Here is a 19,865-nt window from a genome sequence, read left to right on the forward strand (position 1 = left end):
TTCGATCCCGATGAGCGGCATCACACCCGAGCGGGCGACCAGGCCGTTTGCGGAGCCGCCGGACTGGCAATGTCCCCTCTCCCGGCGTGGAACATCCCGCGTCGACCGTGTGCCCGACTCCGGTTGCGACCTGGATACATCGGCACGGGAACCATTGCGCGGCTGGTGCCGCACCCCGTGTACTGCTGATCAGTAGTGGTCCGAAACCGGATCGGCCGCTGGAGGCAGCACGGACGCGACGTAGGAGGGGTGCGATTGACGCAGGTCGAGATCTTCCCGTTCTCCCCCGCCGCCCCCGAGGCGCAGTCGCCGGAGATCCGGCCCCTCACCGAGCAGTCGCTCGGGTCCTACGACGAGTCGCTGGTCGTGCCGACCTACGACCGGTCCGCCCTCACACCCGCCGTCGTCCACCTCAGCGTCGGCGGCTTCCACCGCGCCCACCAGCTGCTCTACTTCGACGAGGTCGCCCAGCGCCGCATCAGTGACGGCTGGGGCGTGGTCGGTGTCGGCCTGCGCAGCCGCACGATGAAGGAAGCGCTGGCGCCCCAGGACCACCTCTACACCGTCGTCGAGCGCAGCCCCGACGGTGAGCGCGCCCGCGTCGTCGGCGTGATGGTCGACTACCACTTCGCGCCGGAGGACCCTGCCCGCGTCCTGGACCTGCTCGCCGACGAGCGCACCCGCATGGTCTCCCTGACCATCACCGGCAGCGGCTACCGGCTGAGCCCGTCCAGCGGCGCCTTCGACGCCGACGACGTCGACATCCGGGCCGACCTGCGCTGCCCCGACCGCCCGCGGACGGTCTTCGGCTACCTCGTCGAGGCGCTCGACCGCCGTCGCCGGGCCGGCCTGGCGCCGTTCACCGTCGTCTCCTGCGACAACATGCACCGCAACGGGGACGCCGCCCGCGCCGCCGTCGTCGGCTTCGCCCGGCTGCGCGACGAGGTGCTGGCCCGCTGGATCGCCGACCGGGTCGCCTTCCCCAGCAGCATGGTCGACCGGATCACGCCCCACACGTCCCCGGGCGAGCGCGAGGCCGTGGCCCGCCGCTACGGCGTCGACGACCGCTGGCCGGTCATCACCGAGCCGTTCTCGCAGTGGATCATCGAGGACGACTTCAGCCACGGCCGCCCGCCGCTGGACCAGGTCGGCGTCCGCTTCGTCCCCGACGTCGCCGCCTACGAGCTGATGAAGACCCGGCTGCTCAACGCCAGCCACTGCGCGCTGGGCTACCTCGGCTCGCTCGCCGGGCTCGCCACGCTCGACCAGGTCATGGCCGAGCCGGTGTTCGCCCACTACGTCGAGCGGCTGATGGACGACGAGGTGACGCCGCTGCTACCCCGGCCGGACGGCATCGACCTGGCCGACTACAAGCGCACCCTGCTCCAGCGGTTCGCCAACCCGGCGATCTCCGACGGCCTCCCCCGGCTGTGCCGCCGCGGCTCGACGAAGATGCCGCACCACCTGCTGCCCTCGCTGCAGGAGGCGCTCGCCGCCGGCCGCCCGCACCGGCTGCTCACCCTCGCCGTCGCCGGCTGGTTCCGGTACCTGCGCGGGGACGACGCCGGCCGGTGGACCGTCGACGACCCGCACGCAGCACGGCTGCAGGCGCTCGCGCGGGCCGGCGGCACCGATCCCCGCCCGTTGCTCGGGCTCCGCTCGGTCTTCGGCGACCTGGGGGACGACGCCGGGTTCGTCGACGGGCTGCGCGCCGCCCTCGAACGCCTGGACCGCGACGGCGTCCGCGCCTCGCTGGCCACCGGCACCGCCGTCCCGCTCCGCTGATCCACCCACCCCCCCACCCACGACAGACCGACCGACAGGAGAACCCCGGTGCCGACCGTTCCGCCGACGCTCCCCGAGCAGGTCACGCACCTGCTCTGCGACGCCGACGGCAACCTCTTCCCGTCCGAGGAGCCGGCGTTCGACGCCTCCACCGAGGTCACGAACGCCTTCCTCGCCTCGCTCGGGATCGACCGGCGCTTCACCGCTCCCGAACTCCGGGCTGCCGCCACCGGCATGAACTTCCGGTCGACGGCGCGGACCCTCGCCGAGCAGGCCGGGGTCACCGGCGTCGATCTCGAGCCGTGGGTCGCCGAGGAGCGCCGTGCGGTGACCGAGCACCTGGCGCGCACCCTGCAGCCGCACCCGCCGACGCAGGCCGCGCTCACCGCCCTGGCCGCGCACCTCGAGCTGGCCGTGGTCAGCTCCAGCGCGCTCGCCCGGCTGGCCGCCTGCTTCACCGCCACCGGCCTGGACGCGCTGCTCCCGCCCGAGCGGCGGTACAGCGCGGAGGACTCGTTGCCCGTCCCCACCAGCAAGCCCGATCCGGCGGTCTACGCGCACGCCTGCGCGCAGCTGGGCATCGCCCCCGAGCAGGGCCTGGCCGTGGAGGACGCCGTCGCCGGGGTCCGGTCCGCGGTCGCCGCCGGCTGCCCCGTCGTCGGCAACCTGCTGTTCGTGCTGCCCGAGGAGCGCGCGGAGCGGGAGGCGGCCCTGCTGGCCGCCGGCGCGCTGACCGTCGTCAGCTCGTGGGCCGAGCTCGCCGACCTGCTCCTGCCGGTGCTCGCCGGGGCCGGTGCCCGGTGAACATCGTCTACGTCGCCTTCCGCGGCCACTTCTCCGACAGCCCGCGCGCCCTCTACGAGGAGCTGCTCGCCCGCGGGGTGGACGCCACGCACACCTGGCTGGCCGCGCCGCACACGCAGGCCACCTTCCCCGCCGACATCGCGACGGTGACCTTCGGCAGCCCGGAGTCGATCGCCGCGCTCGAGGGCGCCGACCTGGTCATCTCCAACGACCACATCCCGCTGGACTGGGAGAAGCGGCCGGGCACCACCTACCTGCAGACGTGGCACGGCACGATGCTCAAGCGCATCCACAACGACGTGCTGTGGGCGCCCGAGGGCCGGCTGGCCTACCTGGACCAGGACATCGCCCGGTGGGACCTGCTGCTGTCCCCCAACGCGGTGACCACCGAGCGGCTGCGCAAGGCGTTCGGCTTCACCGGCCCCGTCCACGAGACCGGCCTGCCGCGCAACGATCTGCTGAGCAGCCCCGAGCGGGACGCGGTGCGGGCACGGGTGCGTGCCGACCTCGGCATCGACGACGGGCAGAAGGTCGTCCTCTACACCCCGACCTGGCGCGACGACCTGGTCTTCGAGGGCAACGAGGGGCAGGACTTCGAGTTCCCCATCGACCTGGACGCCTTCACCGCGCGCCTCGGCGACGACCACGTCCTGCTGCTGCGGCTGCACAACATGGTGATGAGCCGGCTGGAGGTCACCGAGGGCTCCGTCGTCCGCGACGTCTGCGGCCACCCGGACATCCGCGACCTGTACCTGGCCGCGGACCTCATGGTCACCGACTACTCGTCGACGATGTTCGACTTCGCCATCACCGGGCGGCCGATGGTCTTCTTCACCTACGACCTGGACCGCTACCGGGACCAGCTGCGAGGCTTCTACTTCGACCTCGAGGACGTCGCCCCCGGGCCGCTCGTCCGCACCAGCGAGGAGCTCGTCGACGCCATCGCCGACATCGATCGGCTCGCCGAGCAGCACGCCGACCGCTACGCGCGGTTCCAGGCGATGTTCAGCCACCTCGAGGACGGCGCCGCGACCCGGCGGGTCCTCGATCTCGTCCTCCCGTCCGCAACCGCGTCCGGGCAGCTCAGCACCACAGAGGGAGATGACGCTCGTGCGCAACGGTGATCGCGTGCTCAACCCCGTCCGCCGGGGGATGGCGCCCCTCTCGACGCGTGCCGCCGGCCGGCGGGCCTCCGGGGCGTCGGTCCAGGTGGTCATCCTGGCCGCCGGCATGGGCACCCGCCTGGGCCGCTCGGACCCCAAGCCCCTCACCGAGCTCCGCGACGGCCGCAGCATCCTGCAGCGCCAGCTCGACGGGCTGCGCGCCGTCCTCGGCGCGGACGTCAGCATCACCGCCGTCGTCGGCTACCGCAGCAAGAAGATCATGAAGGCCGCCCCGGACCTGCTGTTCGCGTACAACCCGGACTTCGCGGTGACCAACACGTCGAAGAGCCTGCTGCGCGGGCTGCGCTCCACCCGCGACGGCGGCGTGCTGTGGCTCAACGGCGACGTGGTCTTCGACCCGGCGGTGCTCGAGCTGGCGCTGCCCAGCATGGCCGCCGACCAGAGCTTCGTCTGCGTGGACACCAGCGCCGTCGCCGACGAGGAGGTCAAGTACACCCTCGACGCCGACGGCTACGTCGACGAGCTGTCCAAGACCGTCGTCGGCGGCCTCGGCGAGGCCGTGGGGATCAACTTCATCTCCTCGGCGGACAAGGCCACGCTGATCGAGCACCTGGCCGCCTGCGGCGACCAGGACTACTTCGAGCGGGGCATCGAGACCGCGATCGAGTCCGCGGGGCTGCGCGTCCGCCCGGTCGACATCTCCGCGTACAGCGCCGTCGAGGTCGACTTCGAGACCGACCTGGCGCGTGCCAACACGCTGTTCCCGGCGCCGCTGAACACCGTCGCCGACGTCGGCTGAGCCGCGGCCGGCCGGGGGCTGCCCCGGCCGGCCGCGCGGTCAGCGCCCGTCGACGACGAGCCCGAGGTCGACGGCGATGTCGCGGGAAGTGTTCCCGGTGTCGAAGGCCACGTTCGCCTCGTCGTCGGCGCCGTACAGCAGCAGCAGCGTCGAGTGCAGGCGCCCCTCGTCCTCGGCCAGCGGAACGCCCGCCGACAGCTGCGCCTGCTCGATCGTCTGCTGGTCACCGGTCAGCCCGACGTAGCGGACCGGCAGGTCGGCGTCGAACTGCGCCAGGTACTTCCCCAGCACCTCGGGGGTGTCGAACGCCGGGTCGGTGGTGACGAACACGACCTGCACCTGCTCGGCGATCGCCGGGTCCACGGTGCGCAGCGCCACCGTCAGGTCGGCCATGGTCGTGGGGCAGACGTCAGGGCAGTTCGTGTAGCCGAAGAACAGCAGCGTCGGGCGCCGCGGCGGTCTCGGCGCGGAAGTCGTAGGCCGCGCCGGTGGTGTCGGTCAACGTGAACGCAGGCCGCCGGTAGGGCTCGGCCAGGTCGAACCCGGCGTACACCTCGTCCGGCCCCTCCACCGTGGCCGGCGGCTCGCTGCCGGAGTGGTCGTGCCCGCCCTCGGCCTGCGACGACGGCTCCTCGGCCGAGGACCCGCCGCAGCCGGTGAGGGCCACCCCCGCGGCGAGCAGCAGCGCCGCACCCGCGGGGAGCCGGCGGGCGGGGGCCCAGCGGGAGCGGGCACGGCGCAGGACGGATCGGCTCACGGAGCCACGGTACGACGGCCGGCGCGGAGGCCGAGGACGACCGCCGCGACGGCGCCCACGAGGGCGATGACGGCGACGACGAGCGCCGCGGTCGCGGTGCCGTCGTCGGACCCGCTCTCCGCGGCGGACTCCGTGGACGACTCGTCCCCGCCCGCGCCGTCGGCGCCGCTGTCGGCGGCCAGCGACAGCACGGGGGCGGGCCGCTCGGGCTCCTCGCCGTCCACCGCCGGCTCGATCCAGGCCGACTCGGTGCCGTCGCTGTAGGACTGCACGGTCGGGTAGGTCAGCTCGTCGGCGTCGGGGAACGGCCCGCCCGACAGCGCGAACTCCTGGAACTCCCCGGGTGCGATGCCGGGGCCGGTCGCGCGGAACTCCACGACCGAGACGTAGGAGGTGATCTCCTGCCCGTGCGCCTCCAGCGGCTCCGGCAGCTCGGAGCTGGTCAGCGTGGCCGTCCAGCCCGGCACCGGCTGCACGCGCAGCGAGGCCAGCGCCGCCTCGGCCGGCACCTGGATGCGCAGCCCGACGGTGCTGGCGGTGTCGCTCTCGTTGGGCACGCGGAAGACGACCTTCCCGTACCCGCCGGGCGCGGCGTCGGCGGAGGCCGCCGTGACGTGCGCCGACGCCAGGGAGGCCCCGGTGACGGACGCGGCGAGCGCCACGAGGGCGGCCGCGAGGACGACGGCCAGCCGGGAGAGGGGACGGGACATGGACACGGGTCTCCTGTTCGGAACGGGGTGGATCACGGTCAGCGCACCGGGAAGTCGGTGCTGGCCCGGGTGGCGGTGAACTCGTCGAGCCGCAGGGTCACGGTGAGGGTCCAGGTGCCCGCCTTCGGGATGGTCATGGCGTCGGCCGTGTAGTGGCCGGGGCCGGCGCCGGCGATCTCGACGTCGACCGGCCCGATGTCCTGGGCCTCCTCGGTGAGCGAGACCTCGATGCCGACGGGCTGGGTGGGGCGGCCGTCCTCGTCGAAGAGGTAGACGTGCAGCACGTTCGACCCGGCCAGCGCCGGGTCGACCGACACCTGCACGCTGCCCGCCTCCCCCGCGGTGCCCTGGAGCGGCAGGGTGACGTCGACCGGCTGGGCGACCGCGGAGCGGGCCGGGGGCGTGCCGACCAGCACGGCCGACAGCGCCAGGACGACGGCGGCCACGGCCACCTCGACGAGCATCGAGCGGCGCAGCGAGGGCAGGTGCTCGACGGCGTTCTCCTGCTGCACCCGCCCGCGGGCGGCGGCGTCGTCGTCCTCGGCGGCGGCGGCGGCGAAGGCCTGCGCGGTCACCCGGGGACGGCTCGCCGCTCGGGCCGGGCGCACGCCCAGCCGCTGCTGCACCCACACGCGGGAGACCCCGGCGGCGCCCAGCACGACGAGCACGAGCAGCACCTTGACGAGCAGCAGCCCGCCGTAGGTGCTCTCCAGCAGCGCGGTGGGCGAGCCGACCTCGCGCACCGCCTGGATGATCCCGCTGACCACCAGCGCGGCGACGGCGGCGAACGCGAGGCGGGAGTAGCGCGGCATCGCGTCGGCCACGTCGGCGGCCTCCGGGCCGGGCCGGACCAGGCCGACCAGCAGGCCGGCCAGCCCACCGAGCCAGACCGCCATCGCCGCCACGTGCACGGTCGCCACGGCAACCGCCAGCAGCGGCCAGGGCCCGGCGACCGGGTGCCCGGTGGCGGCCGTGGCGACGACGAGCCCCCCGGCGAACACCGCCCCGCCCGCCAGTGCGGGCGGCTCGGGGGCGCGCCCGGAGCGCCAGGCCGGCAGCAGCGCCGCGGCCAGGGCGAGCGCGAGCACGATCCGGGCCAGCAGCGACCAGCCGGTGCCCGAGGCGGCGGTCGCGGAGAGCAGCGACGGGCGGAAGACCGTGCCCACCCCCGTCCCTGCCGAGTAGGGCCCCTGCAGCAGGAACGACAGGGCGGCGGCACCGGCGACCGTGAGCGCTCCCCCGCCCGCGAGCCGGCGCAGCCGCGGCGACGCCCAGCCGCCGGGCCAGCACAGCAGCGCCAGCACCGGGACGCCGACGGCGAGCGCGGTGCCGGCGAAGCCGATCGCGCGCACGGCCGGCAGCAGCGCCGCCACCACCGGATCGGCGTCGGCCTCCCCCGCGCCGACGCCGGCCGGGACCAGCTCCCCCTCGCCCACGACGAAGGAGAAGGCCCCGGAGATGGGGTGCGAGTCGGCCGACACGACCCGGTAGGTGACCAGGTAGCCGCCGTCGCCCAGGTCGCCCGGGAGCGGGATGCGCAGCTCGTCGCCGTCGACCGACGGCTCCCCGCCGCCCACCTCGTCGCCGGAGGCGGTGAGCACCCGCGCGTAGCCCGCGCCGAGGGAGACGCCCTCGCTGAACGAGAGCGTCACCTCCGACGGCGCGGCGTCCAGCCGGGAGCCCTCGGCGGGGTCGGTGGAGACGAGGGTGGCGTGCGCGGCGGCCGGCCCGGCCGAGACGAGCGCGGCGAGCAGCCATCCGGCCAGCAGCACGAGCAGGGCCGCGGCGCGGCGACCCGGCACGCGGACGGCAGCGGTCACGCGGCCAACCGCCGCCCGGGCACGGCCGGCGAGAGGCGCCGGCGCGAACCGCGCCAGGCCACGACGGCGACGAGGAGGGCGCCGGCCACCAGCAGCAGGTGGGCGACGGCGCGGTCGAGGTGCACGTGCCCGGCCCCCAGGTCGGCCAGCGTGACCGGGACCAGCAGGACCGCGAGCGAGCCCAGCGCCGTCAGCGCGCCGGCGGCCAGCCCGGGGCGGGCGGCGACGGCGAGCAGCGCCGCGGCGACGGCGAGGTTCCAGGCGCCGGTCTCGTGCGCCATGTGCGCGGGTGCGCTCATGGCGCCGACGCCGGTCACCAGCACCGGCCAGGCGATGCCGGCCTGCGCGACGCCGACGACCAGCAGCGCGAACCGCAGCGCGGTCCCCACCAGCCGCGCGCGGGCGGCCGGAGCCGCACCGGGCAGCTCGCGGGGCAGCGCGGCCAGCACGTCGGCGGTGAGGTCCGGGACCGGCGGCGCGGCAGCGAGCCGGGCGCGGCGGGTGACCAGGGCGGCCCGGTCCGCCCAGGCGGCGCAGGCGCTGCAGACGCCGAGGTGGTCCTCGAGCGCGCGGGCGGGCATCCCGAGGGGCTCGCCGTCCAGGCGCGCGGAGACCGCCTCGCGGTAGGGGGAGCACGGCATGTCCTCTTGGTCGCGCGAGCCCCCTCCGGAGTTCCCGAGACCTCCCTCACACCCGACCTGGCCCCGGTCCGCCCTCCGCCCTCCCCCGGCCCGCGGTGCGGGAGGATGGGGGCATGGACGAGCTGGACGCCCTCGCGGCCGACGCCGCCGCCGGCGACCCCCTCGCCGCCGCGGCCCTCGTCCGGGCCACCCAGTCCGACGTCTGGCGGCTCTGCGCCGCCCTCGGCGACCCGGGCACGGCCGACGACCTCACGCAGGAGACCTACCTGCGCGCGTTCTCCTCGCTGCACCGCTTCGAGGGCCGGTCCTCCCTGCGCACCTGGCTGCTCGCCATCGCCCGCCGTACCTGCGCCGACGCCGTCCGCAGCCGGCGCCGCCGTCGCCAGGCGTTCGTCACCGAGGACGTCGACCTGGCCGCGCTCCCCGCCGCGGGGGGTGCCGACCCGGTGGGCGAGGGCGCCGGCGTGGCCGACCTGCTGGCCCGGATGGAGCCCGACCGCCGCGAGGCGTTCGTGCTCACCCAGACTGCTCGGCCTGTCCTACGCCGAGGCCGCCGAGGTGGCCGGCTGCGCGGTCGGGACGATCCGCTCCCGCGTGGCCCGCGGGCGGGCCGACCTGGTCGGCTCGCTCGCCCGGGTGGAGGACCACGGCGCGGAGGGCGACGTCGCTCACAGGTGACGCCCCGGTGTCGGAGAGGTGACCGGGGGGCGACCTAGGATGCCGGACGGTCGTGTGTCCACCCCCGTGCGGCGGCGACCGGTGCCCACACCGAATCGGAGCCCCGCGTGCCCTTCAGCCTGACGCCCAAGGACTCGACGTTCTACCCCCTGTTCACCGCCTCCGCGGAGAACCTGGTGCAGGCGACCGAGGTCCTCGGCGACTTCGTCCACGACCACGCGCGCCGCGCCGAGCTGGCCGTCCAGCTCCGCGAGCTGGAGCACGTCGGCGACCAGGCCACCCATGCGATCTTCCGGCAGCTCAACACCAGTTTCGTGACGCCGTTCGACCGCGACGACATCTACAACCTGGCCAGCTACCTCGACGACGTCATGGACGCCATCGAGGCCGCCGCCGACCTGGTGATCCTCACCGGCCTCGGCACCCTCCCGGCCGAGATGAGCCAGCAGGCCGCGCTGCTGCAGCGCTGCGCGCAGGTCACCGCCGAGGCGATGCCCCGGCTCAGGACGCTCAAGGACCTCTCCGACTACTGGATCGAGGTGAACCGGATCGAGAACGAGGCCGACAAGCTCTACCGGCGGCTGCTCTCCCGGCTCTACAGCGGCGAGTTCGACGCCCTCGAGATCCTCAAGCTCAAGGAGGTCGCCGACCAGCTCGAGGAGGCGGCCGACCACTTCGAACACGTCGCCAACGTGGTCGAGACGATCGCCGTCAAGGAGTCCTGAGCCGCATGGATGCGGCTTTCCTCGGCTTGATCATCATCGTCGTGGTGGCGCTGGCGTTCGACTACACCAACGGCTTCCACGACGCGGCCAACGCGATCGCCGTCGCGGTGTCGACCAAGGCGCTCACCCCGCGCGTCGCCCTGGCCCTCGCGGCGGTCATGAACCTGGTCGGGGCGCTGCTCTCCACCGAGGTCGCCAAGACCGTCGGCGCCGGGATCATCGACCCTCCCGAAGGCAACAACGGGCTGGAGATCGTGTTCGCCGCACTGGTGGGCGCGATCGTCTGGAACCTGATCACCTGGTGGTACGGCATCCCGTCGTCGTCCTCCCACGCGCTGATCGGCGGCCTCGTGGGTGCGGCGCTGGCCGCGGCGCACTCCGTGCAGTGGATGGGCGTCCTGGACAAGGTCGTCATCCCGATGATCGTGTCGCCGCTGGTCGGCTTCGGTCTCGGCTACCTCTTCATGCTGACGATCCTCTGGACCTTCCGGCGCGCCAACCAGCACCGGGCCAACCGCAACTTCCGGTACGCCCAGATCATCAGCTCGGCGACCATGGCGCTGGGCCACGGCATGCAGGACGCCCAGAAGACGATGGGCATCATCACGCTGGCGCTGTTCACCGCCGGCGAGATCGACGACTTCACCGTCCCGTTCTGGGTGGTGCTGGCCGCGGCCGGCGCCATCAGCGCCGGCACGTACGCCGGCGGCTTCCGCATCATGCGCACCCTGGGCCGCGGGATCATCCAGCTCACGCCCGCCGGCGGCTTCGCCGCGCAGACGGTGGCGTCCGGCGTGATGGTCACGACCGCGACGGTCTTCGCCGTCCCGGTGTCGACGACGCACATCACGACCACCTCGATCATGGGCGTGGGCTCGACGCGGCGGCTGTCCGCGGTCCGCTGGGGCGTGGCCGGCAACATCGTCGTCGCCTGGGTCGTGACCCTGCCGGCCGCCGCCGCGGTCGCCGCCGTCGCCTTCTTCATCACCGACTTCGCGGTCGGCTAGGACCCCTCCGGTGGCCGGGCCCGCTGACGCCGCTCCGTCCACCGTCGCCCTGGGGACGGCGTCGGGCCGGTGGCTGCTCAGCGCCACGGTGCTCGCCTCGGGCATGGCGTTCCTCGACGCCACCGCCGTCCAGGTCGCCCTGCCCACGCTGGGTCGCGAGCTCGGCGCGTCGCTGTCGGACCTGCAGTGGATCATCAACGGCTACACGCTGCCGCTGGCCGCGCTGATCCTGCTCGGCGGCTCGCTCGGTGACCGCTACGGGCGGCGGCGGGTCTTCCTCGTCGGCGTCGCCTGGTTCGCCGCCGCCTCGCTGCTCTGCGGGCTGGCGCAGTCCCCGGGCCAGCTGATCGCCGCCCGCGCGCTCCAGGGCGTCGGCGGCGCGCTGCTGACCCCGGGCAGCCTCGCGCTCATCCAGGCCTCGTTCCGCCCCAGCGACCGCGCGCCCGCGATCGGGGTGTGGTCGTCGCTGTCCGGCGTCGCGGGGCTGGTCGGGCCGTTCCTGGGCGGCGCGCTCATCGACCTGGTCAGCTGGCGGCTGGTCTTCCTGCTCAACGTGCCGCTGGCGCTGTTCGTCGTCGCCGTCGCCGGGCGGCACGTGCCCGAGAGCCGGGACCCCGGCCCGCACGGCCGCTTCGACGCCCCCGGCGCGCTGCTGGGTGCGGTCGCCCTCGGCGCGCTCACCTACGCGCTCATCACCGCCGGCGAGCAGGGCGGCCCCGCCGTCGTCGTCTCCGCCGTCGTCGCGGCCGGTACCGGGGCGCTGTTCGTCGTCCGCGAGCGGCGCACGCCCTCCCCCATGCTGCCGCCGCGGCTGTTCGCCGACCGGCAGTTCACCGGCGCCAACCTGACCACCCTGGCCGTCTACGGGGCGCTCGGGGGCAGCTCGCTGTTCCTAGTGCTCCAGCTGCAGGGCGTGCTCGGCTACGGCGCCACCGCGGCGGGGGCCGCGACCCTGCCGACCATCCTGCTGATCACGCTGCTGTCCCCCCGCGCCGGTGCGCTGGCGACCCGGATCGGGCCGCGGCTGCCGATGAGCGCCGGCCCGCTGACCGTCGCCGTCGGCACGCTGCTGCTGGTCGGGGTGGACGGCGGGAGCCCGTACTGGCTGGAGGTGCTGCCCGGCACCGTCCTGCAGGGGCTGGGGATGGCGCTGACCGTGGCGCCGCTGACCGCCAGCGTCCTGGGCGCGGCGCCCGACGCCCTGGCCGGGGTGGCCAGCGGCGTGAACAACGCGGTGGCGCGCGCCGCGCAACTGCTCACGGTCGCCGCGCTCCCCGTGGTCGTGGGGCTCTCCGGCGCGGACTACGTCGACCCCGAGGCGCTCACCGGCGGTTACCGGGCGGCCATGGCCGTGTGCGCGGGCCTGTTCGCGGTCGGGGCAGCCGGGGCGTGGATGACGATCCGCAACGACCTCCTGCGCGAGCCGTCCCACTGACCGGAACGGGCCGTACGCCTAAGTGCATCGGTCTGGTAGACATAGCGCCGTGACGCGACCGACGACGCTGCTCCTGGTGAGCCGCCTGCACGTCGACCTGCTGCGCGTCTGCACCGCCGCCTGTCCGGGCCGCTGACCTCCCGCGCCGTACCCGGCGCCGTTCGACTCGCTCTCCCGTGGGCCCCCGCGCGCCCGCGCCCCTCCTCGCGACCCGGAGTCCGTTCCCGTGAAGACGCTCGTCCTGCTCGCCCTCGTGGGCCTCGGCGCCCAGCTCGTCGACGGCAGCCTCGGCATGGCCTACGGCGCCACGTCGTCGACCCTGCTGCTCGCCATCGGCACCAGCCCCGCCGCCGCCTCCGCCACGATCCACCTCGCGGAGATCGGGACCACGCTGACCTCCGGCCTCGCGCACTGGAAGTTCGGCAACGTCGACTGGAAGGTCGTCGCGAAGATCGGCATCCCCGGCGCGGTCGGCGCCTTCGCCGGCGCCACCGTGCTGTCGAACCTGTCCACCGAGGTCGCCGCCCCGGTGATGTCGCTCATCCTGCTGGCCCTCGGCATCTACCTGCTGATCCGGTTCACCCTCCGCGGGATCAACCGGCGCAACCTCGGCAAGCCGGTCCGCACGCGCTTCCTCGGCCCGCTGGGCCTGGTGGCCGGCTTCGTCGACGCGACCGGCGGTGGCGGATGGGGGCCGGTCGGCACGCCGGCCCTGCTGGCCAGCGGACGGATGGAGCCCCGCAAGGTCATCGGCTCGGTGAGCACCGCCGAGTTCCTCGTCGCGCTGGCCGCCAGCCTCGGCTTCCTCTTCGCGCTCGGCTCGCAGGGCATCGACTTCACCTGGGTGGCCGCCCTGCTGATCGGCGGCTCGATCGCCGCGCCGCTCGCGGCCTGGCTGGTGCGGCACATCCCGCCGCGGATGCTCGGCTCGCTGGTCGGCGGCCTCATCGTGCTGACCAACACCCGGACGCTGCTCAAGAGCGACTGGATCGACGCCGACGACGCCACCCGCTACGCCGTCTACGCGGTGCTCTACGTGATCTGGGCGCTGGCGGTCACGCACTCGTTCCGCCAGTACCGCCAGGAGGCCGCGCTCGAGTCCGCGGACGCCCTCACCGCCGAAGCCGAGGCGGCCGCGGTCAGCGAGGCGGCCGCGGCTGCTGCCGGGGACCGCAACGTCGTCGTCGAGGTGGCCGAGTCCGCGGTCGAGCCGGTGCCCGCCGGCCGGCCCAGCGCCCCGCGCGACTGACGCCGCTCCCCGCACGACGCACGCGAGGCCCCTCCCGGCACTGCCGGGAGGGGCCTCGCCTCGTCCTGGGGGCGCTCAGACCGCCCGGCGGTACGCCTGCGGGACCTGCGGCAGCGGCGTGGACCGCGCGGCGGCCAGGACCATCTGCGGCGAGCGGGGCAGCCCGCGGCGGGTGCACAGCCGCAGCGCGCGGGCGCCGGTGAGGACGTCGGTCTCCGGCGGCACGACGAGCAGGTCGGCGCGCCGGGCGCCGCCGTCCCAGGTCAGGCAGACCACGAGCGGGTCCATGCTGCGGAAGCCGCCGGTGCGCACGACGCGGTCGCGGACGACGAGCTTGCGGGCGGTGGGCCGGTCCCAGGCGTCCAGCGAGTAGGTGAAGCGCTCGATCCGCACCCCGCGGCGGTCGAGCTCGGCGATGAGCTCGGGCAGCTCGGCCTCGAGGTCGTGGCTGCGCGGGAACCACGCGCCGTCGAAGGCGGAGCCGCCGTCACCGGCGCCTTCCCGCAGGCTCACCCGGACATCGATCCCGCCCCGGAAGCTGTTCTCCACCGGAGCCGTTCGGGTGATCGTCGTCATGCGTGCGGCCGCCTCTCGTGCACTCGTCCCCCGGAGTCATGACCCATGACCCCGAGGAGAACGTAGGCGTCGCGACACACCCGCCCCACGGACCACACGACCGGCGCGCCGCACCCCTGCGGCCGGTCATCACGATTCGTGACCTCCCGACCACTCCCCCTCGGCTCTTCTCGGGGAAAGCAGGGAGGGCCCCCGGCGCGATGCGCCGGGGGCCCTCCGTGAGCCGGTCGATCAGACGGGCTTGGGCTTCTTGTTCTTCGCCTTGCCGCGCTCGGTCTGGTCGAGCACGACCTTGCGGATGCGGACGGTGGCCGGGGTGACCTCGACGCACTCGTCCTCGGCGCAGAACTCCAAGCGCCTGCTCCAGGTTCAGGATCCGCGGCGGCACCAGGCGCTCGAGCTCCTCGGAGGTGCTCTTGCGCATGTTGGTGAGCTTCTTCTCCTTGGTGATGTTCACGTCCATGTCGTCCGGACGGGAGTTCTCACCGACGATCATGCCCTCGTAGACCTCGGTGCCGGGCTGGACCATGAGCTGGCCGCGCTCCTGCAGCGAGAACATCGAGTACGTCGTCGCCACGCCCTGGCGGTCGGCGACCAGCGAGCCGGTCGGGCGGGCGCGCATGTCGCCCAGCCACGGCTCGTAGCCCTCGAGGTTGTGGTTGAGGACGCCGGTACCGCGGGTCTCGGTGAGGAACTCGGTGCGGAACCCGATGAGCCCGCGGGACGGGACCATGTACTCCATCCGCGCCCAGCCGGTGTCGTGGTGCACCAGGTTCTCCAGGCGGCCGCGGCGGGTGGCCAGCGCCTGGGTCAGCGTGCCGACGTACTCGCCGGGGGTGTCGATGGTGACCCGCTCGACCGGCTCGTGCAGCTTGCCGTCGATCGTCTTGGTGACGACGGTGGGCCGGCCGACCGTGAGCTCGAACTCCTCGCGGCGAAGCTGCTCGACGAGGATGGCCAGCGCCAGCTCGCCACGGCCCTGCATCTCCCAGGTGTCGGGGCGGTCGGTCTGCAGCATGCGGACCGACACGTTGCCGACGAGCTCCTGGTCGAGCCGGTTCTTGATCAGGCGGGCGGTGAGCTTCTTGCCCGACTTGCCCGACAGCGGCGAGGTGTTGATCCCGATGGTGATCGAGATCGACGGCTCGTCGACGGTGAGCGGGGGCAGCGGGCGCGGGTCGCTCGGGTCGGCGAGGGTGTCGCCGATCATGACGTCCTCGATGCCGGCGATGGCCACGAGCTCGCCCGGGCCGGCGCTCGCGGCCGGGGTGCGGGTGAGGCCCTCGGTGACCAGCAGCTCGGTGATCTTGACGTTCTTGATGGTGCCGTCGGTGCGGCACCAGGCGACCTGCTGGCCGCTCTTCATCTCACCGGAGTGGATGCGCAGCAGGGCCAGGCGGCCGAGGTAGGGCGAGGCGTCGAGGTTGGTGACCTGCGCGCGCAGCGGCTCCTCGGCGTCGTAGACCGGCGCCGGGACGGTGTCCAGCAGCGTCTTGACCAGCGGGGCGAGGTCCTCGCTGTCGGGCTCCTCGCCGTTCTCCGGGCGGGTCAGCGACGCCTTCCCGGAGCGGCCGCTGCAGTAGACGATCGGGAACTCGAGGGCGGAGGCGTCGAGGCCGGCGTCCTCCATCAGCTCCATGAACAGCTCGTAGCACTCGTCGACGACCTCGGCGATGCGCGCGTCGGAGCGGTCGGTCTTGTTGACCGCGAGGATGACCGGCATCCCCTTGCCCAGCGCCTTGCGCAGCACGAAGCGGGTCTGCGGGAGCGGGCCTTCGGAGGCGTCGACGAGCAGGCAGACGCCGTCGACCATCGACAGGCCGCGCTCGACCTCGCCACCGAAGTCGGCGTGACCGGGGGTGTCGACGATGTTGACGACGACGGGGTTGCCGTTCTCGTCGGCCAGGTGGATGGCGGTGTTCTTCGCCAGGATGGTGATGCCGCGTTCGCGCTCGAGGTCCATCGAGTCCATCACGCGGTCCTGCGTGGTGTCGTTGTCCGTCCCCTCGCCCTTGGCGCGCCCGAGGGCGCCTGCCTGGCGGAGGAGGGCGTCGACCAGGGTCGTCTTGCCGTGGTCGACGTGAGCGATGATCGCCACGTTGCGCAGGTCGTCGCGGGTGGGCATGCGGAAGGGCACCTCAGAAGGGTTTCGGGGGACGCCGCTGCGTCAGCGCGCGGCATCTCGTTCAACGGCCGCCGGCCCGGCGACCTTCCCAGAGTAGTCGCTCAACCGACGGGCGAGCCCTCGCGCGGGGCATCGGCCACCCCGAAGGTGACCCCCGCAGCGGTCAGAGTGACCAGACTCACCGCCAGCCAGGCCGACATCCCGACCCCGATGGCCAGCACGTGGGCCAGCACGAAAGCGCCGACGTAGAGGGCGGCGAGCGCGACGGCGGTGGCCGGCCCCCTCCGGCGCAGCCACAGCACCCCGGCCGCGAGCCCGGCGGCGGCGAACACCGCGCCGCCCAGCGCCCGGATGCCGGTGCCCTGCGCGAGACCGAACCCGGCGGCCAGGCCGACGGCGACGAGGACGGCGGACGGGAACCGGGTGCGGACGAGGCTGCTGGTCGTCATGCCCCCAGTGTCCCCGACCCGCCCCGCTGGGATCAGGTCACCTGATCATGGCGCTTCCTCCCTCGTGGTGTGCGGTGAGGGAGGACGCGCTCCGGTGAGGGAGGACGCGCTCCGGTGAGGGAGGACGCGAGAGGCCCCGGACGCACGATGCGTCCGGGGCCTCTCGGGGAGAGCGGGGGTGATCAGGCGGCGCGGAGCACGGCCTCGATCTCGAGCTCGACGTTGATCTTGTCGCCGACGACGACGCCGCCGCCGTCCATGGGCATGTCGATGTCGACGCCGAAGGCGGAGCGGGAGATGACGGTCTTGGCGCTGAAGCCGGCGCGCGTGCCGCCGTAGGCGTCCGGGCCGAAGCCGTTGAGCTCGAGCTCCAGGGTGACCGGCTTGGTGATGCCCTTGAGGGTCAGGTCGCCCTCGATGGTCCAGTCCTCGCCCTTGGCGACGACGGCCGTCGAGCGGAAGGTCATGACGGTGTGGTTGCCCACGTCGAAGAAGTCGGCGGAGCGGATGTGCGCGTCACGCTGCTCCTGACGGGTGTCGATGGAGTCCATGTCGATCGTGGCGGTGACCGACGACTGCGCCGGGTCCTCGGCGGTCACGAGCACGCCGGAGAACTCGCGGAAGTAGCCACGGACCTTGCTGACCATCATGTGGCGGACGGAGAAGCCCACGGTCGAGTGGCTGGCGTCGATGTCCCAGGTGCCGACGACGTAACCGGGGATCTGTCGGAGCGTGCTGGTCATGGTGTCCTCCATGTCGTTGAGCGTTTGACCTTCTTGCTCGAGCCTAGCGTAGTTGAGCGCTGAACTATTCCGCCGGTAGGATGTCGGCATGACCGCGCACGTGTCGCCCGCCCCGGACAGCGTCCCGACCGCCGCCGCCCGCTGGCTGGACGCCGACGAGCAGCGCGCCTGGCGGGCCTGGCTCTACAGCGCGCAGCTGCTGCAGGACCGCCTCGACCGCGAGCTCACCCAGGCCACCGGCATCTCCCACGCGTACTACGAGATCCTCGTGGCGCTCTCCGAGGCCGACGACCGCCGAATGCGGATGAGCGAGCTCGCCGACCGCTGCCTCTCCTCCCGCAGCCGGCTCTCGCACGCGGTCTCCCGCCTCGAGGAGCGCGGCTGGGTGCGCCGGCAGACCTGTGCCGAGGACGGTCGCGGCCAGCTCGCCGTCCTCACCGACGAGGGGTTCGGCGCACTGGAGGCGGCCGCGCCGATCCACGTCGAGAGCGTCCGCACCCACCTGTTCGACCAGCTCAGCCCGCAGCAGGTCGAGAACATGCGGGACCTCGGCGAGACGCTGCTCGCCCACCTGGACGAGACCGCGCTGCGCCCCCTCCGCTGACGAGCACCTGTTCCCGAGCGGTGCGGTGGGGCGACCGGATCAGTCGCCGGGCGCCAGGTCCGGCGGCGGCGCCGGCCAGCGCGGCACCCCGGCGATCGGGCCGTCACCGAGCGGCGCGGTGAACTCCGCCGGCCGCTTCTCCAGGAACGCCGCCACGCCCTCGGCGCTGTCGGCGCCCTCGCCGAGCTCCACGACGGCGCGCGAGTCCGCGCGGTGCGCGTCCCAGGGCGACGGCGCTCCGAGCATCGACCACAGCAGCTGGCGGGCGGCGCCGACGGCGACCCCGCTGGTGTTGACGACGATCTCGCGGGCCAGGGCGTACGCGGTCGGCAGCAGCTCCTCGTCCGGGACGACGCGGGAGACCAGCCCGCCACGCAGCGCCTCGGCGGCGTCGAAGACCCGGCCGGTGGCCACCCACTCCATCGCCTGGCTGATCCCCACGACCCGGGGCAGGAACCACGACGAAGCAGCCTCGGGTGGGAGGCCGACCCGGCCGAAGACGAAGCCGAACCGCGCCGACTCGGCGGCGATCCGGATGTCCATGGGCAGCGTGAGGGTCGCGCCGACGCCCACCGCCGGCCCGTTGACCGCGGCGATGACCGGCTTGCGGAGGGCGGCGAAGGCCAGCGCGGAGACCCCGCCGGCGTCCCGGCGGTAGCCGCCGATCGTCTGCCGCAGCGGACCCTCGGGCAGCACCCGGTCCCGCCGGTCGGCGAAGCTGGTGGGCCCGCCGGAGAGGTCGGCACCCGCGCAGAAGCCGCGGCCCGAGCCGGTGACGACGACCACGCGCACGTCGTCGTCAGCATCGGCGGCGGCCGCCACCCGGGTCAGCTCGGCGGCCATGGTGGGCGTGAAGGCGTTCAGCCGGTCCGGTCGGTGCAGGTGCACGGTGGCGATCCGGTCGGCGACCTCGTAGCGGAGCTCGGTGAGTTCCAACGCCATCTCCCGTCCTGGTGCGCACGCCGCCGACCGGACTTTCGGTACCGAAAGTCCCTCCCCCGACCGGACTTTCGGTACCGAAAGTCCCTCCCCCGACCGGACTTTCGGTACCGGAAGTCCGGGGGCGGGGTCGCGGGCAGCCTGGCACCGGTGAGGAACGGCAGTCAACGGTGACTGTCGGAAGCCGCCGTCCGCGCCTAGGTTCGAGCCATGACCGTCCTCGAGCAGCCGACGGGGCCCCGGTCCCGGTCCGCGCGCACCGCCGGGAGCAGGCTGCTGATCCTCGACGCGGCGGTCGCCTGCCTGGTGGAGGACGGCTACGCCGGCGCCTCGACCCTGGCGGTCCAGGCGCGGGCCGGCGTCTCGCGCGGCCGGCTGCTGCACCACTTCCCCTCGCGGGCCGAGCTGCTCGTGGCCGCCGCCGACCACCTGGCGACGACGAAGCTCGACGAGGTGCGCGAGCGCTCGGTGGCGCTCATGGCCGACGGGCCCACCGGCCGCGAGCGGGTGGACCGCGCCATCGACCTCATGTGGGCCACGTTCCAGGAGCCGCCGTTCTGGGCGGCGGCCGAGCTGTGGACGGCGGCGCGCACCGACCCCGCCCTGCGCGCGGCGCTGCGCGGCGGCGAGGGCCGGCTGCGCGCGGCGATGAGCGCCGTCGGCGACGGCATCTGGGGCCCGGAGTTCGCCGCCTCGCCGGTCTACCCCGACCTCACCGAGCTGCTGTTCACCAGCATGCGCGGGGTGGCGCTCGTCTACGCCTTCGAGGAGCGGCCGGCGGCCACCGATCCGCACCTCCCGGTCTGGAAGCGGCTGGCCGCCCGCCTGCTGGGCCTCGACGCCGAGGCTTGACCCCCCGGCCGGTCCCGGCCAGCATGACGCAGATCACACCCGG

The 19,865-nt window shown here is 74.0% G+C and carries 20 protein-coding genes and 2 pseudogenes; 12 read left to right on the plus strand and 10 right to left on the minus strand.

The window, feature by feature from the left end:
- The first annotated feature begins 249 nt into the window (after window positions 1-249).
- Genes JKP76_RS00255 through JKP76_RS00270 form a run of 4 tightly spaced genes read left to right on the plus strand, consistent with a single transcriptional unit; the run spans window position 250 to window position 4,512 of the window.
- Window positions 250-1,785 carry a mannitol dehydrogenase family protein gene (locus JKP76_RS00255; RefSeq protein WP_200489080.1) on the plus strand — a complete coding sequence of 512 codons (1,536 nt, stop codon included), beginning with the start codon at window positions 250-252 and terminating at the stop codon, window positions 1,783-1,785.
- Between the two features lie 48 nt (window positions 1,786-1,833).
- Window positions 1,834-2,589 (plus strand): HAD family phosphatase, encoded by a 756-nt coding sequence (locus tag JKP76_RS00260; RefSeq protein ID WP_200489081.1) that lies wholly within the window; start codon window positions 1,834-1,836, stop codon window positions 2,587-2,589.
- The gene (locus JKP76_RS00265) at window positions 2,586-3,713 is read left to right on the plus strand and encodes a CDP-glycerol glycerophosphotransferase family protein (protein ID WP_200489082.1); all 1,128 of its coding nucleotides are present in this window, start codon (window positions 2,586-2,588) and stop codon (window positions 3,711-3,713) included. Before JKP76_RS00260 ends, JKP76_RS00265 begins: the two co-directional genes overlap by 4 nt.
- A complete protein-coding gene (locus JKP76_RS00270) occupies window positions 3,700-4,512 on the plus strand; it encodes a phosphocholine cytidylyltransferase family protein (protein WP_309232779.1) in 813 nt (270 codons plus the stop codon). Before JKP76_RS00265 ends, JKP76_RS00270 begins: the two co-directional genes overlap by 14 nt.
- Window positions 4,513-4,551: 39 nt before the next feature.
- On the opposite strand, the gene JKP76_RS19820 is transcribed toward JKP76_RS00270, so the two are convergent.
- The 5 genes from JKP76_RS19820 to JKP76_RS00290 are packed head-to-tail and all read right to left on the minus strand — an operon-like array spanning window position 4,552 to window position 8,440.
- Window positions 4,552-4,905: an SCO family protein gene (locus JKP76_RS19820; protein ID WP_242471128.1), complete on the minus strand. Its 354-nt coding sequence runs from the start codon at window positions 4,903-4,905 to the stop codon at window positions 4,552-4,554.
- A gap of 16 nt (window positions 4,906-4,921) precedes the next feature.
- The gene (locus tag JKP76_RS19825; protein ID WP_242471129.1) at window positions 4,922-5,269 is read right to left on the minus strand and encodes a hypothetical protein; all 348 of its coding nucleotides are present in this window, start codon (window positions 5,267-5,269) and stop codon (window positions 4,922-4,924) included.
- On the minus strand, window positions 5,266-5,979 hold the full coding sequence (locus tag JKP76_RS00280; protein WP_200489083.1) for a YcnI family protein: 714 nt from the start codon (window positions 5,977-5,979) through the stop codon (window positions 5,266-5,268). Before JKP76_RS00280 ends, JKP76_RS19825 begins: the two co-directional genes overlap by 4 nt.
- Window positions 5,980-6,017: 38 nt before the next feature.
- The gene (locus JKP76_RS00285; RefSeq protein ID WP_309232780.1) at window positions 6,018-7,799 is read right to left on the minus strand and encodes a copper resistance protein CopC; all 1,782 of its coding nucleotides are present in this window, start codon (window positions 7,797-7,799) and stop codon (window positions 6,018-6,020) included.
- On the minus strand, window positions 7,796-8,440 hold the full coding sequence (locus tag JKP76_RS00290; RefSeq protein ID WP_200489084.1) for a zf-HC2 domain-containing protein: 645 nt from the start codon (window positions 8,438-8,440) through the stop codon (window positions 7,796-7,798). The genes JKP76_RS00285 and JKP76_RS00290 overlap by 4 nt, the downstream gene beginning before the upstream one ends.
- A gap of 113 nt (window positions 8,441-8,553) precedes the next feature.
- Between JKP76_RS00290 and JKP76_RS23715 the strand changes: the two are divergent.
- The 6 genes and pseudogenes from JKP76_RS23715 to JKP76_RS00315 all read left to right on the plus strand — a co-directional run.
- Window positions 8,554-8,769 (plus strand): annotated as a pseudogene (locus JKP76_RS23715) (sigma factor); the annotation flags it as partial.
- Window positions 8,770-8,998: 229 nt separating this feature from the next.
- The gene (locus JKP76_RS23720) at window positions 8,999-9,118 is read left to right on the plus strand and encodes a hypothetical protein (protein WP_375335633.1); all 120 of its coding nucleotides are present in this window, start codon (window positions 8,999-9,001) and stop codon (window positions 9,116-9,118) included.
- 107 nt (window positions 9,119-9,225) lie between these two features.
- Window positions 9,226-9,843 (plus strand): DUF47 family protein, encoded by a 618-nt coding sequence (locus JKP76_RS00300; RefSeq protein WP_200489085.1) that lies wholly within the window; start codon window positions 9,226-9,228, stop codon window positions 9,841-9,843.
- A gap of 5 nt (window positions 9,844-9,848) precedes the next feature.
- Window positions 9,849-10,850, plus strand: a complete 1,002-nt coding sequence (locus tag JKP76_RS00305) for an inorganic phosphate transporter (RefSeq protein WP_200489086.1) — start codon at window positions 9,849-9,851, stop codon at window positions 10,848-10,850.
- A 10-nt stretch (window positions 10,851-10,860) separates the two neighbouring features.
- Window positions 10,861-12,285, plus strand: coding sequence for an MFS transporter (locus JKP76_RS00310; protein ID WP_309229496.1), 1,425 nt, complete (start codon window positions 10,861-10,863; stop codon window positions 12,283-12,285).
- Between the two features lie 226 nt (window positions 12,286-12,511).
- Window positions 12,512-13,534, plus strand: coding sequence for a sulfite exporter TauE/SafE family protein (locus JKP76_RS00315; RefSeq protein WP_200489087.1), 1,023 nt, complete (start codon window positions 12,512-12,514; stop codon window positions 13,532-13,534).
- A 75-nt stretch (window positions 13,535-13,609) separates the two neighbouring features.
- Here JKP76_RS00315 and JKP76_RS00320 read toward each other — a convergent pair whose 3' ends face one another.
- The 4 genes and pseudogenes from JKP76_RS00320 to JKP76_RS00335 all read right to left on the minus strand — a co-directional run bounded on the left by JKP76_RS00320 (window position 13,610) and on the right by JKP76_RS00335 (window position 17,427).
- Complete coding sequence (locus JKP76_RS00320; protein ID WP_309232940.1) at window positions 13,610-14,047, minus strand: DUF5994 family protein; 438 nt, start codon at window positions 14,045-14,047, stop codon at window positions 13,610-13,612.
- Between the two features lie 294 nt (window positions 14,048-14,341).
- A pseudogene (gene typA / locus JKP76_RS00325) lies at window positions 14,342-16,235 on the minus strand (translational GTPase TypA).
- Window positions 16,236-16,336: 101 nt separating this feature from the next.
- Window positions 16,337-16,684 carry a hypothetical protein gene (locus JKP76_RS00330; RefSeq protein WP_200489089.1) on the minus strand — a complete coding sequence of 116 codons (348 nt, stop codon included), beginning with the start codon at window positions 16,682-16,684 and terminating at the stop codon, window positions 16,337-16,339.
- 182 nt (window positions 16,685-16,866) lie between these two features.
- Window positions 16,867-17,427: a YceI family protein gene (locus JKP76_RS00335; protein WP_200489090.1), complete on the minus strand. Its 561-nt coding sequence runs from the start codon at window positions 17,425-17,427 to the stop codon at window positions 16,867-16,869.
- Window positions 17,428-17,515: 88 nt separating this feature from the next.
- On the opposite strand from JKP76_RS00335, the gene JKP76_RS00340 reads away from it, so the two are divergent.
- Window positions 17,516-18,031: a MarR family winged helix-turn-helix transcriptional regulator gene (locus JKP76_RS00340; protein ID WP_200489091.1), complete on the plus strand. Its 516-nt coding sequence runs from the start codon at window positions 17,516-17,518 to the stop codon at window positions 18,029-18,031.
- A gap of 39 nt (window positions 18,032-18,070) precedes the next feature.
- Here JKP76_RS00340 and JKP76_RS00345 read toward each other — a convergent pair whose 3' ends face one another.
- Window positions 18,071-18,973, minus strand: coding sequence for an enoyl-CoA hydratase-related protein (locus JKP76_RS00345; RefSeq protein WP_200489092.1), 903 nt, complete (start codon window positions 18,971-18,973; stop codon window positions 18,071-18,073).
- 207 nt (window positions 18,974-19,180) lie between these two features.
- Here JKP76_RS00345 and JKP76_RS00350 point away from each other — a divergent pair, with 207 nt between their 5' ends.
- Window positions 19,181-19,822 carry a TetR/AcrR family transcriptional regulator gene (locus JKP76_RS00350; protein WP_200489093.1) on the plus strand — a complete coding sequence of 214 codons (642 nt, stop codon included), beginning with the start codon at window positions 19,181-19,183 and terminating at the stop codon, window positions 19,820-19,822.
- Window positions 19,823-19,865 lie beyond the last annotated feature (43 nt).

It is taken from the genome of Blastococcus sp. TML/C7B (genome assembly GCF_016612845.1).
Taxonomy (GTDB): domain Bacteria; phylum Actinomycetota; class Actinomycetes; order Mycobacteriales; family Geodermatophilaceae; genus Blastococcus.